The organism is Colwellia sp. Bg11-12 (assembly GCF_014076955.1).
Classification (GTDB): domain Bacteria; phylum Pseudomonadota; class Gammaproteobacteria; order Enterobacterales; family Alteromonadaceae; genus Colwellia_A.
This window is the reverse complement of the sequence record NZ_JACGUZ010000052.1, coordinates 59,242-74,383: the sequence shown is the minus strand read 5'-3', so window position 1 is coordinate 74,383 and position 15,142 is coordinate 59,242. Positions and strand designations below refer to the sequence as shown.

13 protein-coding genes are annotated in these 15,142 nt (G+C 37.2%); 6 read left to right on the top strand and 7 right to left on the bottom strand.

Features of this window, described 5'->3' with window-relative positions; all coding sequences use genetic code 11:
- Positions 1-7: 7 nt before the first annotated feature.
- Positions 8-430, bottom strand: coding sequence for a cytidine deaminase (locus tag H4J39_RS03400; protein ID WP_182225998.1), 423 nt, complete (start codon positions 428-430; stop codon positions 8-10).
- A 165-nt stretch (positions 431-595) separates the two neighbouring features.
- Positions 596-3,754: a TonB-dependent receptor gene (locus tag H4J39_RS03395; protein WP_182225997.1), complete on the bottom strand. Its 3,159-nt coding sequence runs from the start codon at positions 3,752-3,754 to the stop codon at positions 596-598.
- A 694-nt stretch (positions 3,755-4,448) separates the two neighbouring features.
- Here H4J39_RS03395 and H4J39_RS03390 point away from each other — a divergent pair.
- From H4J39_RS03390 to pepE, 5 genes are all read left to right on the top strand, one after another.
- A complete protein-coding gene (locus H4J39_RS03390; RefSeq protein ID WP_182225996.1) occupies positions 4,449-5,081 on the top strand; it encodes a TetR/AcrR family transcriptional regulator in 633 nt (210 codons plus the stop codon).
- Between the two features lie 5 nt (positions 5,082-5,086).
- Entirely contained in the window at positions 5,087-6,286 is a 1,200-nt protein-coding gene (locus H4J39_RS03385) for an endonuclease/exonuclease/phosphatase family protein (protein ID WP_182225995.1), read from the top strand.
- Positions 6,287-6,361: 75 nt separating this feature from the next.
- Positions 6,362-7,765, top strand: coding sequence for an alkaline phosphatase (locus tag H4J39_RS03380; RefSeq protein WP_182225994.1), 1,404 nt, complete (start codon positions 6,362-6,364; stop codon positions 7,763-7,765).
- A 527-nt stretch (positions 7,766-8,292) separates the two neighbouring features.
- Positions 8,293-8,691 carry a type II toxin-antitoxin system HicB family antitoxin gene (locus H4J39_RS03375; protein ID WP_182179420.1) on the top strand — a complete coding sequence of 133 codons (399 nt, stop codon included), beginning with the start codon at positions 8,293-8,295 and terminating at the stop codon, positions 8,689-8,691.
- 51 nt (positions 8,692-8,742) lie between these two features.
- On the top strand, positions 8,743-9,471 hold the full coding sequence (pepE, locus tag H4J39_RS03370; protein ID WP_182225993.1) for a dipeptidase PepE: 729 nt from the start codon (positions 8,743-8,745) through the stop codon (positions 9,469-9,471).
- Positions 9,472-9,545: 74 nt separating this feature from the next.
- On the opposite strand, the gene bioD is transcribed toward pepE, so the two are convergent.
- The 4 genes from bioD to bioB are packed head-to-tail and all read right to left on the bottom strand — an operon-like array spanning position 9,546 to position 13,231.
- Positions 9,546-10,235: a dethiobiotin synthase gene (bioD, locus tag H4J39_RS03365; RefSeq protein WP_182225992.1), complete on the bottom strand. Its 690-nt coding sequence runs from the start codon at positions 10,233-10,235 to the stop codon at positions 9,546-9,548.
- Positions 10,228-11,013 (bottom strand): malonyl-ACP O-methyltransferase BioC, encoded by a 786-nt coding sequence (bioC, locus tag H4J39_RS03360; protein WP_182225991.1) that lies wholly within the window; start codon positions 11,011-11,013, stop codon positions 10,228-10,230. The genes bioD and bioC overlap by 8 nt, the downstream gene beginning before the upstream one ends.
- Complete coding sequence (locus H4J39_RS03355) at positions 11,013-12,152, bottom strand: 8-amino-7-oxononanoate synthase (RefSeq protein ID WP_182225990.1); 1,140 nt, start codon at positions 12,150-12,152, stop codon at positions 11,013-11,015. Before H4J39_RS03355 ends, bioC begins: the two co-directional genes overlap by 1 nt.
- Before the next feature lie 32 nt (positions 12,153-12,184).
- The gene (gene bioB, locus H4J39_RS03350; RefSeq protein WP_220462112.1) at positions 12,185-13,231 is read right to left on the bottom strand and encodes a biotin synthase BioB; all 1,047 of its coding nucleotides are present in this window, start codon (positions 13,229-13,231) and stop codon (positions 12,185-12,187) included.
- 113 nt (positions 13,232-13,344) lie between these two features.
- On the opposite strand from bioB, the gene bioA reads away from it, so the two are divergent.
- Positions 13,345-14,646 carry an adenosylmethionine--8-amino-7-oxononanoate transaminase gene (gene bioA, locus H4J39_RS03345; protein ID WP_182225989.1) on the top strand — a complete coding sequence of 434 codons (1,302 nt, stop codon included), beginning with the start codon at positions 13,345-13,347 and terminating at the stop codon, positions 14,644-14,646.
- Positions 14,647-14,695: 49 nt separating this feature from the next.
- Here bioA and H4J39_RS03340 read toward each other — a convergent pair whose 3' ends face one another.
- Positions 14,696-15,064 (bottom strand): hypothetical protein, encoded by a 369-nt coding sequence (locus H4J39_RS03340; protein ID WP_182225988.1) that lies wholly within the window; start codon positions 15,062-15,064, stop codon positions 14,696-14,698.
- Between the last annotated feature and the right edge of the window lie 78 nt (positions 15,065-15,142).

Here is a 15,142-nt window from a genome sequence, read left to right as displayed (position 1 = left end):
AAAATCCTTATAGATCCAGTAGATCTTTTGGTGTGAAAGCATCTGGTAAAAGTTGTGCCACACTCCACACTTGCTGTTCATTTTTGTGATTAAACGCAATCACCGGAGCTGATTGTTCAAAAAACTCAGCGATAACTTGTCGACATGCGCCGCACGGTGGCGTTAATTTGTCTTGCTCGGTATAAATAACGATCATCTGAAAGCTCTGCTCGCCTTTTATCACGGCATGGCTTATACAATTACGCTCTGCGCAAACCGTTAAACCATAAGACGCATTTTCAACATTACAACCTTGAACAATATTTCCCTTTGTTGTTAAAGCAGCGGCACCGACATGAAAATTGCTGTAAGGCGCATAAGCTTTACCATAAGCTTCTTTAGCGGCGGCTTTTAAATTTGCCGGTATTTCGATTGTATTTGTATTTATCATTATAAAGATTCAAGAGTTATTGAGTCGTATCAGAATAACATACTTGACCACTTGGTCAATTATTTTGAGTGGATTGAATGACTAATTCAACAGTGAATTTTTCCATAAAAAAAACCCTTTAGTAAACTAAAGGGTTTAAGTAATGTTTACAGTAAGAGTGTTGAATTAGAACTTGTAGCTAACGCCTACTTTAATTCTCCAAGAAGAACGCTCAGCATCATAATATGTTGGCGCACTATCTCTAAACCCTTCACTATATTCATAAGTATTAGTATCTTGGTCGTAATTAATATCAACTAACTCTCTAGCATTTGTGAAGTTAGTAACATTAACTTTACCTGCACTACTATCAATTAAGTTAAGAACGTTTTTAACCGAAACGAAAAGCACACCTTTATGACCTTCCATAAAACCAGGAACTTCTTGGCTATATTTAAAGTCAAGACGAGAATTCCAAGGCCCTGTTTCAGTATTACGAGGTGCAATTCCACCAGCATATTTCGTTAAACCACTCGCATCAAGTACAGTTTTAAGTTGTTCATAACTATAACCATCAGCATATGTTACAGCTGCATCATCTGCACCTGTTGGTATATATGGTAAAAACATATCAGATCTTGTGTAGTTGTTTTGACCACCAAAAGCATTTGAACCGCCATCATATACCCAACTGTAAGGTCGACCTGATGAACGTTCACCTTGAAGTGAGAAAGTCGAGTTGTAACCTTCAAACAATTCAATGTTATAAGACAAGTTTAGTTTGAAACTATGTTCAATTTCATAACGACTTGTACCAACTTGAGGGTTGTTTCGATCAGCGGTATTATATTTCGAGAAGTTTGAGTTAGAGGTTGAACTCGTTCCGCCAGCTAATGATGTTGCGTCAGTATTTGCATATGAAACATTGAAATAAAGACCGTTATCAAACGCTTTAGCTGCACTTAAAGTAAATATCTTACGTTTGCCGCCTTCACCATTTGTAACCATAGCATCAGCTCTATCGCGCGAGCCTGTGCCAACTGGGATAACACGACCATCAGGACCAACAACAGATTCTTGTGTCGTTCTGTATAATTCTTTCCAGCGAACAGCGTCTTTTTCTTCAACGTACATGAAGCTAGTTTCTAAATCCCAACCCGTACCTAAATAAGGACCTAAATCAGCGGTATAGTTCGCTGTTAAACCTACACGCCATTCGCTTGGCAATTCAAAGTTAGGATCGATTGCATCAACATCGCCGTCACCTGGAGTCAGTGTTGCACCTGCAGGAGGTTGAGTTATATCAGCATTTGTTAAGTCAACATCATTTACGTTTGCACGTACATTGATTTGGCCATCATTTGAATATACGTTAGAAATCCAAACATTTGGAGTACCACCATAATAACGACCGATACCACCACTTAACGTTAAGTCGTCTTGCACTGACCAGTTAAAGCCTAAACGAGGTAAGAATATATCTTTACCGTCTAAGCTGTTTGTGTTGCTAAAGCCGTATAAGTCAACAAATGCTTCGTTTTCACGGATAGTGCCAGACGTTGAAATACGCTCATATCGCACACCTGCATTTACCCATAACTCATCGTTAATTTGCCATTTATCTTCAACAAAAAGGTGGAAGTTTGATAATGAAAACTCTGCTGCTGCATCATTCGCATTACCTGTGTAAGCATTTGAATAAGAAACACTGTCAGCATTTTGATTTTTGAAGTCTTCTACTGAATTAAATGACCACTCACCTCGAGAAAAAGGTACAAACTGGTTAAATACGTTGGTTTTTTCAATACCAACACCAAATGACAATACATGTTCTTCAAGTAAATATTCACCGTCAAAATCAATAGCTAAAGTGTCATTTGTCAATTCGTTGGCATGACGATATGCGTCAGTACCAAGCCATATTGAATTTGTATCACGGTCAGAGCATCTCTCATCACTTTCACCAATAGTGATACACGCTTGACCAATTTTTTTATCGTTTAAAGCATCAGAGAATGAATTCTGTTTGTTTTCAACATCTTTAAATGAAACACTTAACTGTGTTGATAGTTCATCAGTCCAGTATGAATAAAGTTGTAAAGCATATGATTCAACACTTGCATCAACGTTGTACCAGTTACTCAATAAACCAAATTGATTTCTTGAACTTGTATGTTGATCACGCACTGAGTTATCTTGTGTGTTTTGATAAGTAAATGCAGCACGATGGTCATCATTGATATTCCAATCAAGCTTAACAATTAATTTTTCGCTATCGTTAGATAGGCCATCAGCAATACCGCCAGCGTTAACGCCATAGACTTCTGAAGCAATATTTTGTACTTCTGTAATCGTATCAGAAGTTAACCAATCTTTAGGATTTGCAGTACCAGGACCAAAATTATTTACAAATGGACTTTTAGACTCTTCATAACTTACAAAGAAGAACAACTCGTCTTCAATAATCTTGCCGCCTAAAGCCATACCATAATTTTTACGCGTAAAGTCTAAATCGATATCTTCGCCATCTTCGTTTTTAGGCGTGCCGGCTAAAGAATCACTTGAGTAGTCGTAAAACAACTCTCCAAATAGTTCATTCGTACCTGATTTTGTAACCGCATTTATTGACGCACCGGTAAAGCCCGAAGCTTTGGCGTTAAAAGGGGTAATATCAATGGCTACCTGTGCAATAGACAATAAAGAAATAGGAGAACCGTTCGTTGGGTAACCGTTTGCACTTAAACCAAAATCATCATTTTGTTTAACGCCATCAATTGACAAGCTGTTAAAACGCGGATTTACACCACCTACTGACATTTCATTACTATCGCTATCAGAAATGTTCACCAAAGGATTTTGACGAATAATATCTTTTAAATCACGGTCAAAGGCAGGGGCACGATTAATATCATCTGCACCATATACACTACCCATGCCATTTTTAGCGCCATGAATTAACGCATGACGGCTACTACCAGAAACAGATATACGCTCCATTTCTTCTGAGCCTAGTTCAATGCTGACTTGTGAAGTTTGACCTAATTGAAGAAATATATTTTCTAAGGTTTTATCTTGATAAATATTAGAGTCAACAATGACTTTATAAGGACCACCTACTCTTAAACCGCTTGCAGAAAATACACCACTTTCGTTTAGCTTAACTGTTTTTTTAGAGCCTGTAGGTATATGTATAACAGTAACCGTAGCTCCTGTAACAGGTGAACCGCTATTACTTAAGATTTGTCCTCGTATTGAGGATGATGTATCAGCAGCCATAGCTGAAGTAGAAAGTCCAAGCGCTAATACTACGGCGCCTGTTATGAGTGAGAGACGAGGAGTGTTCATCTGTTATTCCTTGATTACGTTTTTAATTATTGATTACGTTTTAAGTGTTAATTACTTTTTATTATTTTTAGCAACCAAAAAACTTAACCAGTTGCTCTGTTTTTAATTTCGAATGAAATTAGACCAGATTTTTATTACACTTTCATTACATATTTTCAGACTTTTTTAAAATCAAATGTTATATGACAACTTTTTACAAATAAAGAGAAACCCAAAAACAATAAATACTCTTAATAAACAATAGGATAAAAAACAAACAAGGCCGTATCAATATAATTGATAATGAAGATGGTCTTTATATAAGATATTGGTATTGATATCTTACTTTAATGCTATTTAGTTATATGTGTGCACAACCAGTTCATTGCATAAGTATACAAATAAAGCATAAACAACTATGTTTACAACAGATTAAGCTAATTTTCTTTAGGTAAGCGGCTAAAATGTAAATAATAATAAACGTCAGGAACATCAATTAAAGCGTTAAAGTGCCCTTTCAAATAAATGTGTAAACATTTATAGTAGAATTTCATAAAAAATGTAATTTTGTCTCTTGAATCTACGACAAGATCGAGATAAGTCTAACGAGCCATAAAAGTTAACTATATGGTCAAGACCTAGTAAATAAATAAAATTATAATAATAATTAACTTAAAAATGTTTTATTTATGCATTCTTAACATAGAGCAACTTTATGAAAAACAACAAAGAAATTAAAAAAACAGGGAATATTCGGATACAAAGCCAACATAAAATAATGATAGCGGCGAGTACCGAGTTTGTTTTGCAAGGCTTTAAAGGAGCTACGGTGCAATCAATTGCTGACCGAGCGGGCCTACCCAAAGCTAATATACTTTATTATTTTAAAAATAAAGAAAACATTTATCACGCCGTATTAGAACATACCTTACAAATGTGGGATGAAGGTATTGGAGATATAACGCCCGAAGATGGTCCTAAAGCGGCGATTGAAAAGTTTATTGATGCAAAAGTAAGAATGTCTTTCAAACACCCCGAGTCATCAAAAATTTATGCCATGGAGATCATCCAAGGTGCCCAACATTTAAAAGACTTTGCGCGTACTTATCAACGTAAGTGGGTAAGAGAAAAAGCGCAGCTGTTTCAGCAGTGGATAGACAATGGCGAAATGCGAGATGTTGACCCAATACATTTGATCTTTCTAATTTGGTCTTCAACCCAGCACTATGCTGATTTTGAAACACAGATCTTAACCATTATGAATAGAGCAGATTACGAAGATGAAGATGTTGAGCATGTCATTGTCTTTTTAACAGACATGATTTTACGCGGATGTGGTTTAAACTAAGACTTATGAAAAATTCAATTTTATCTATCACTATAACACTAGCGTTGACTTATATGAGCACAGCACAAGCAGAACGACTTAAAATAGCAACATTCAACGTAAGTATGGAGGCTTTAAATTATCAGTCTCCCCAAAACCGTGAAACGGCTACTGTTTCAAGTAATGCTTTGCAAGTCGCTTTAGAAAGTAACCACCAGCAAATTAAAAATATTGCTGAAATTATTCAGCGTGTAAACCCTGACATTATTTTGCTCAATGAATTTGATAACCAACATAATAATGAAGATAATTCACACCAGGCATTGAAAACATTTAGTAAGCACTATTTAAATAAAAGCCAAAATGGCCAAAAGGCCATCGATTTCCCTTATTACTATCAAGGTCAGGTAAATACCGGTGTTAACTCCGGTTACGATCTAGATGGCAATGGAACACCCGGTGTTTTACCCGGTGACGGTTTTGGTTATGGCCATTTTTCAGGGCACTTTGGCATGGTATTAATATCAAAATACCCTATTGATGTAAAGAATATACGCACTTTTCAATATTTTAAATGGCGAGATATGCCAAATGCCTTGCAACCTATTGACCCTACAACGTCAAAGCCTTGGTTTAGCCCTCAAGCTTGGCAAGATTTAAGACTTTCTTCTAAATCTCATTGGGATGTTCCGGTTGAGGTTAATGGACAAATTATACATATATTAGCAAGCCACCCTACACCACCAGTCTTTGACGGACCAGAAGATAGGAACGGTAAACGTAACCATGATGAAATTCGTTTTTGGGCCGATTATATATCAGCTGACAAGTCAGCTTATATCTATGATGATAAAGGTGACAAAGGTGGTTTGAAACCATTAGCACCTTTCGTTATTCTCGGTGACTTAAATGCATCGAGTGTTGATGGGAATGCAATGAATGCTGGCATTTCAAGTTTATTAGCTCATGTTGACATACAAGATGCCATGCCTAACAGCGAAGGCGCAGAAAAACATACCCAAGATAACATTAACGCTAAACATCATACGGCCTTTTGGCGGATGAGAGCCGATTACGTTTTACCCTCAAAGATGGGACTTACCATTAAAGACGCTGGTGTATATTGGCCAACAGAAGATGAAGATACCTATCGATTAATAAAAGATAGAGCAGCATCGTCAGATCACCGTATGGTATGGCTTGACCTCTTATTGAATAATAAATAGTTAACAGTAAACTGTTAGTATTTACATGAACCATAAATACCTCATAATTTTAACACTTACTACAAGAAGTAAAAAATGAAAAAACTCCTTACTGCTGTCAGCGTTGTCATTGCCTTAACAGCCTGTGAAAAAACTGAAAATAACGCAAGTGTTGCTATATCACCAGTAAAAGCTGTTGAGAATATGCATGCACCCAAAAATATCATTATGGTAATAGCTGATGGTATGGGGCCGGCCTACACAACCTCTTACCGATATTTTAATGATGACCCTGCAACAACAATTATCGAAGAAACAGTATTTGACCGTTTATTAGTCGGCTCTGCAAGTACCTATCCAGCGAGAGTCTCTGGACTTGTTACTGACTCAGCAGCGGGAGCGACAGCCCTTGCTACGGGTGTTAAATCTTACAATGGTGCGATAGCATTAGATGCTAATAAGGAAATTGTTGAAACTGTTTTAGAGTTTGCCAAAAAGCAAGGCAAAAAAACGGGTGTGGTGGTTACTTCACAAATAAACCACGCAACTCCTGCAGCTTATTTGACACACAACGAAAGTAGAAATAACTATAATGCCATTGCCGACAGTTATGTAGATAACGGTATTAAGGCTGATGTTTATTTTGGTGGTGGCTGGCAGTACTTTATTCGTGAAGATAGAAATTTAGTTGACGAATTTAAAACCGCTGGTTTTCAATATATCGATAACTACAACGCCTTAAATACACTTAAAACGCAAACGCCTGTTATCGGTCTTTTTGGAAATAAGGGTTTACCCTCAGCAATTGACGACACGGACCAGCATCGATTATCAACCATGACAAAAAAAGCGATTCAACAATTAGAAAATAACAACGGTTATTTTATGCTAATTGAAGCCAGTCAAATCGATTGGGCTGGTCATTCCAATGATATTGCTACTGCAATGGCAGAAATGTCAGATTTGGCGGTAACAATGGAATACTTAGAGCAGTACGTAAAACAAAACCCTGACACCTTGGTGATACTAACCGCCGATCACAGTACCGGTGGTTTAACGATAGGTGCGCGTGGTAAATATGAGTGGAACCCTGAAATTTTACGTACAATGAAAAAATCGCCAATGATCGTTGCGGATAATTTAGTTGAAAATAAAATAACACAACAACTATTAACTGAATTACTTAGCTTTGATGTAACGACAAATGAAGTTGAGCAAATTGTAGCAGCCAAGGTTACCGCCATTGAAGAATTAGTGGCATACAAACAGCTTGGTGAAGAAACAAAAACCAGCATTAAAAAACCTGATATGAATAAAGCGATTGCGAGTGTCATTAAAAAGATTATTGATGTAAGAACAAATACAGGTTGGACATCAGGGGGACACACAGCAATTGATGTTCCTGTTCATACCTTAGGTAAACGCAGTGAGATACTTAAAGGTAAAATTGATAATACCGATATAGCCAAACAAATATTTTTACTTCTGGGTAAACAATAAAGCTAGTTCCAGCATGATGTATCTCAAAAAACATAAAAACCGCTAATATTCATTAGCGGTTTTTTTTTGTTGTTACGTCCAAGCACAATATGATTAGCAAACGATACATTCATTAATCTAGCCTCACTCATCGATGAGACATAAACCCAACAGTTGTCTTATCGCTTTATATTCTTAAATCCTACTCATGAAAAATAACAACGACCAACGTTTATTTCTCTCATAAAATAACAACACTTTAATATGGTAACCCCAAAAACTCTATAAAACTTGATTAAAACCAAAGACAAAGAGCATGAAGAAATCAACTTACAGCCCTTTTATCATTGTTATATATAAAGACTCAGGTTTTAAGTAAACATTCACTTCGCAATAATCAAGGAGTTGTCGGGGTTACTGCAGCCGCCTCTTGCAGAGTTATCAGGGTTGCAATAATTACACAGCAAGGGTTGTTGGGGTTATTGTCCATTTGATTTAAAGGGTTGCCGGGGTTATACTTTGACAAACTGTTAATAAAGGATATAACAATGAAATACCCTATCGCATTAAAGAAAATACTTGGCGTAGATAACTATAAGGTTAACGTCCCTGACTTACCGGGCTGTGAATGTAATGGCGAAAGCATTGATGCTTCGCTTAACAAAATAAAGGACAGTATCGCTGAACACCTTGCTATTTTGGCTGAATATAGTGAGGCTATTCCACACGCGACAACGATTGAAAACCACCTAGCTAGCTACCCAAATGTTATCTGGGGTATCATTGATATCGATATAGTGCCCTACTTAGGTAAGAGTCATAAAATTAATGTCACCTTACCAGAGCTGCTGATAAAACAAATTGATGATCGGGTCAGTAAATCTTCGGCATACAAAACACGCTCAGGCTTTATTGCGAGTGCTTGTATGAGTCAATTGAATCAATAACAATGTTAATAGCATTATCCAATCAGTAAAAACTAAAATTGAGAAATAGAAATGACAAATAAAAATTTGCTACTACTCAGTAGCTCTCGTGTCGGTAATACTCCTTACTTAGCACATGCGCAAACAATGATTGAAAACCACTTAGCAGGCATTAAAGAAGTATTATTTATTCCCTACGCAGGTGTTACTGTTAGTTATGACGATTACACGAAAAAAGTACAAGATGCTCTGCAACCATTGAACATTAACGTTACAGGTATTCATCAGTTTAGCGATGCTGTTACGGCGGTTAATAACGCAAAAGCAATTATTATTGGTGGCGGTAATACCTTTCATTTATTGCATCAGTTGTACGAGAATAATTTAATCTCTGTTATTACTGACAAAGTAGCAACCGGTGTACCTTATATTGGCTGGAGTGCCGGCGCTAATATAGCCGGTGCTAGTATCTGCACTACCAACGATATGCCGATTATTGAACCCTCCAGTTTTAAGGCTCTTAACTTAGTGCCATTTCAGCTTAACCCTCATTACACTGATTTTAACCCACCGGGTCATAACGGTGAAACAAGGGAGCAACGTTTAGCTGAATTTATGGTCATTAATCCTGAAATGCCTATTGTGGCGATTGTTGAAGGAAGTGCTTTAACACTCGAATATAATAAATTGTCGCTAATTGCTTGTGCGAAAATAGGAAACCCTGAAGGTTTTTTATTTAAAGGAGGAAGTAAAAAAACGATTGCCGTTAGTGAAGATATCAGTCATTTGTTGTCAATGTAGAGTGGGCTGATTAATGAAGAAAGAGGTTGTAATGCGGCCCCTTTCTCCCATTTTAGACAAACGTCACTAATATCCTAAAGCAGTTCGGTAATCGACGATAGATTTATTGCCGACACGGCTTTGTTTAGATCCGCTTCAAAACCTAACTGAGCAATCATCGGAGCTGGAATAAGTGTCGTTAGCTCTGCAATATTTTCATGTAAGTAACTCATCGGCTCGATACAATTTGCTATCCAACCAATGCAATCAAGTCCATCTGCTCGTATCGCTTCATAAGTTAGCACGGCATGATTTAAACAGCCTAGCTTCATATTTACCACCAAAACCACCTGCTGGTTAGTTTGCTGAACAAACTCAGACAAAAACTTGCCATTACCTAATGGTAACCGCCAACCACCTGCCCCTTCTGTAATAATAATATCACTGGTTCTTGCTAAAACGTTGTTGTATCCAAGGTTTATGTCCGATAATTTAATTTCAGTATTCATTAAATTAGCAGCGATGTGAGGCGCAATGGCTGGTTCAAAGGCGATAGGGTTAATTTCGTTAATGGTTTGTCCGCAATTTGCCTGGTGTAAGAGTAATTGTGCATCTTCATTAACAAGGACTTCACCTGCTGCTGAAGATATTCTTTCACATCCGGCTGAAATAGGCTTAAACACGGCAACGTTAAAGTTCATCTTTACTAAGGCCGCAGTGAGTAACTGAGCAACGTAAGTTTTGCCTGCATCAGTGTCTGTTGCAGTAATAAAAAGTTTAATCATTTAATTTAACTATAATCCCAGAATACACTTTATAAGTAGCAGGATAAATGCCACTTGGCTCTTGAAAGTCTTGATAGCTATGGGTCATTCTTTGCCATTTTTCTTTACCAGCTAAACCTTTTCCTTTTTCCTTAGGCACATGATTTGCGCCTAGCCCTTTCAATTCACGAGCTAAATGCATCACGCTTTCATATTCTAAGACTAAATCTTCATTTTTTTGTTCAAGTAATTTACATGAGCAATGACTAAAAATGGTTTTTAGTTCGCCTTCTGTTTTAAAGTCAATCACATGTTTATCATCATCAACCTGTGCCCAAGATGACTTTAATTCATGTAAGGTGCCATCAAGTAAGGTTGAAAATATAAATAAACCACCAGGCTTTAGTACTCGTAAAATTTCTTTAACAAGGATGTCGAGGGGATCACACCATTGAATAACTAAATTAGAATAAATAACATCAATACTATCTGCTTTGAGAGGCAGATGATAAGCATCAGCCTCTAACCAACAAATATCTTTACTACGATTTTCTTGGGCAAAAGATAACATTCTAGCTGAAATATCAACACCAATGGTTTGCTTGAATTTACTCGCTAAAATATCAGTAAAAAAACCGGTACCCGATCCTAAATCTACCACAGTAAGATCTGAGCGATTAGGTAATAATGACATCAAATTTTTACCTGTATAACGCTGTAATCGAGATGAAACATCATACGATTGGCTCGCTAAGCCAAATGACTTAGCAATTTTAACCCTGTTTAATCCCTCTGCCATTAACTTAAAACCTCATTCAAACAATTTGCTAAATAGTTGATATCTTTCTCTTTATGTTGTGCTGTTATGGTTACGCGTAACCTTGAGCTATTTTGAGCAACTGTTGGAGGTCGTATCGCGGTCAGCCAAATCCCTCTATTCCTCAACTTTTGGCAGACGTTAAGCGTTCTTTCTTCACTGCCAATAACAATGGCATGAATAGAAGAGGATGACGTTATTATATTGATGCTGGCATCAAGGTTCATTGATAAAATCTCGCTTAATTGCCTAATTTTTTCTCTGCGCCAGGATTCACTTTGGGCAAGTTTTATACTCGTTTTTGTCGCCCAAGCGATAGCAGGAGAAATAGCGGTTGAATATATATAATGACGGGAAAAATTCACCAGATACTCATAAACATCTTCATCACAAGCGATAAAAGCACCACTGGTAGCTAAAGCTTTACCAAAAGTTGCCATAACAATATCGACAGGTCCAAAACTACTACTTCCCTGACCATTATCACCTATGATGCCAAGACTATGAGCATCATCCATATAAAGCATCGCTTGTTGTTTTTTTGCAATATCAATTAGCTGGCTAACATCAGCACAATCGCCATCCATGCTAAAAATACCTTCAGAGATAATAAGTTTATTTTCATAAGTACTGTTAGCTAAATACCGCTTAAGTTGTTGGTGGTCATTATGTAGATAACGCTTTACTGAAGCGTCGCTTGATAACGCACCATCAATTAAAGAAGCGTGACTTAACTTGTCTAATAAAAATTGGCTCTCTTTATTACCTAACGCTTGTAAAACACCAGAGTTAGCCGCAAAACCACTACTATAAAGTAAGCAGCGTGGTTTATTTAACCACTGACAAACTTCTTCTTCTAGAGCTTGATGCGCATAATGAAAACCCGTAATTAAACTAGAAGCACTCGCACAACTACCGAATTTATCAACACCTTCTTGAAACGCTTTATTTATATCACGGTGATGATTTAAACCGAGGTAGTCATTCGAGGAGAAATTTAAGTAACGTTCACCTGACACAAAAATTTCTCGACCATTTTGCTCGCTAATACATTGACGTTGACGATATCGAGATTTTTCTTTTTGCTGAGCAACTTGCTCAGCAATAAAGTTAAAAGACATAGATTCAGTTTGACTCTTATGCGATGTGAACGTTACAAAGAAGCGTCGTAAAAAAGCGCTTTGTTTTGCTGATTTACAACCGCTGTTGTTATCTGCTGCTCAGTGTCATCATCTTCAGTGGCAATAGTTTCGGTATTAATACCTAATTTTGCAAACAATTGCATATCTTTATTCGCTTCAGGATTACCCGTTGTTAACAATTTACAGCCGTAAAAAATTGAATTTGCTCCGGCTAAGAAACACATTGCTTGCATTTGATCATTCATCGCATCGCGTCCTGCCGATAAACGTACATGGCTTTTAGGCATCATTATACGGGCAATAGCAATACAGCGGATAAAATCAAAAGGGTCTAAATCGTCTACATCTGCTAATGGTGTACCTTCAATTTTTACTAACATATTAATAGGCACACTTTCAGGGTGCTGGGGTAAGTTAGCTAACTGGGCTAAAAACGAGGCTCTGTCTTGTGCCTTTTCGCCTAAACCAACAATACCACCACTACATACCTTCATGCCCGAGTCACGAACATTCTGTAACGTGTCTAATCTATCTTGATAGCTACGGGTGGTAATTATAGAATTATAATGTTCCGGTGATGTATCAAGATTATGGTTGTAATAATCTAATCCAGCTTCTTGTAACTCATCTGCCTGGCCGCCATCAATCATGCCTAATGTCATACAGGTTTCTAAACCCATCGCTTTAACACCTTTTACCATTTCAAGTACAAAAGGCATATCACGCGCTTTAGGATTTCTCCAACCGGCGCCCATACAAAAACGCGTTGAACCTTGATCTTTAGCTACTTTTGCAGCTTCTAATACTTTTTCAACTTCCATTAACCGTTCTTTTTGAACATCGGTATTGTATCGAGCACTTTGTGAACAATATTTACAGTCTTCAGGGCAAGCACCCGTTTTGATTGATAATAACGTGCTAACTTGTACTTCATTAGGGTTAAAATGTTCACGATGAACGGTTTGAGCTTTAAACATAAGATCACTGAAAGGTATAGCAAATAATGCTTCAACTTCAGCTATTGACCAATCATGACGTGGTATATTCATTTGAGACATGTGAAACCTTTACTGTAAAAATGTAAATGGGAAAATTGCATCGCTAAATATTAGCAGGTAATCTATGCGCCAGTCATTAATTGTCAACATAAAAACGCATGCAAGCTTTACATATGAATAAAAAACACACAAATTTAATTGATTTTGATAAAAAACATGTTTGGCACCCTTACACGTCTATGTCGAATCCACTGCCATCGTATTTAGTTGAATCCGCACAAGGTGTTCATATAAAACTCGCCTCAGGAGAAGAACTTGTTGATGGTATGTCTTCGTGGTGGTCAGTGTTACATGGCTATAATCATCCAAAATTGAATAAAGCACTGATTGATCAAACGCAAAAAATGGCACATGTTATGTTTGGTGGTTTAACGCATGAACCCGCCATTAACCTCTGTAAGAAGTTGATTGATATAACACCTGAGCCGCTTCAAAAAGTCTTTTTATCAGACTCAGGCTCAGTATCTGTAGAAGTGGCCATTAAAATGTCTTTACAATATTGGCATAGTCAAGGCAAAAGCGAAAAACACAAACTACTCACGGTTAAAAATGGCTATCACGGCGATACTTTTGCAGCAATGTCGGTTTGCGATCCCGTTAATGGTATGCATCAAATTTTTGAAACGGTGCTAATGAAAAACATTTTTGCTCCGGCGCCACAAAGCGATTTCTATCAACCGTGGGATGAAAGTGAACTAGCAACGTTAAAAACATTATTTAAAACACAACACCAAGAAATCGCGGCCTTTATTATTGAACCTATAGTGCAAGGTGCCGGCGGCATGCGCTTTTATCACCCTGAGTACTTAAAGGCATGTCGCGCTTTATGTACGCAATTTAATGTATTATTTATTGTTGATGAAATAGCAACAGGCTTAGGCCGAACGGGTAAAATGTTTGGCTGCAACTGGGCAGAAATAAGCCCTGACATTATGTGTTTAGGGAAAACATTAACCGGCGGTTATATGACCCTTGCTGCCACGCTTTGTACAGAAAAAATTGCCAATACCATCAGCGATGGCGAAGCAGGATGTTTTATGCATGGTCCTACTTTTATGGCAAACCCGCTGGCATGTGCCGTCGCTAATGCAAGTTTAGACCTTTTAGAAACAGGTGAATGGCAGCAGCAAATTGGTTTTATTGAAGATTATTTAAAACTAAGATTATTACCCTTAAATAAGCACCCAAGAGTGAAAGATGCGCGAGTACTCGGTGGCATTGGTGTTGTAGAAACAGTAGATGCAGTGAATATGGCTAACATACAAAAGAGGTTTGTTGAACTGGGTGTATGGATCAGACCCTTTGGTAAGCTTATCTATATTATGCCGCCTTTTATTATCACCGAGACAGATTTAAAAAGACTTGTTAAAGGAATAAGCACAGTACTTGATGAAGCACAGTGCTTTGCACAATAAAGGCTAAATTATATTATTGAAGTAGAGATAAACACATTTAAAGATGTACTTATACTTCATTGAGTTTTACTAAGATATAAACAACCCAAGCGACAGTGATCGTCAGTAAAAGGACTAAATTAAAATGCTTACTGTCTTGTTTTCTTCTGCTTCGATAATGATCAAGCACCAAACAAAAATAGCTACATAACGCGCTTACCCAAAGCACTACATATAAATACCCAGTTAAAGGCGTTAACCAAAATTGTCTTATTTCGATATCTCTATATCGCAGTAAACCATAATCTTGCTCTGGTGCAGCAAAATATGACATAACGATGGCAAATATAAATAAAGCCCAGCCACTTAATGCCAAAACTCGTGTTAACACTACCCCAATATCTGTAGACCTTCTCCTGTTTTTTGTTGCTAATACCATTGATTTAAACCCTCTAAAGTCAATATGACTATTTTTTTTTTATATATAGGCCGGAATAGCAAGTTTTACTTGTTAAAA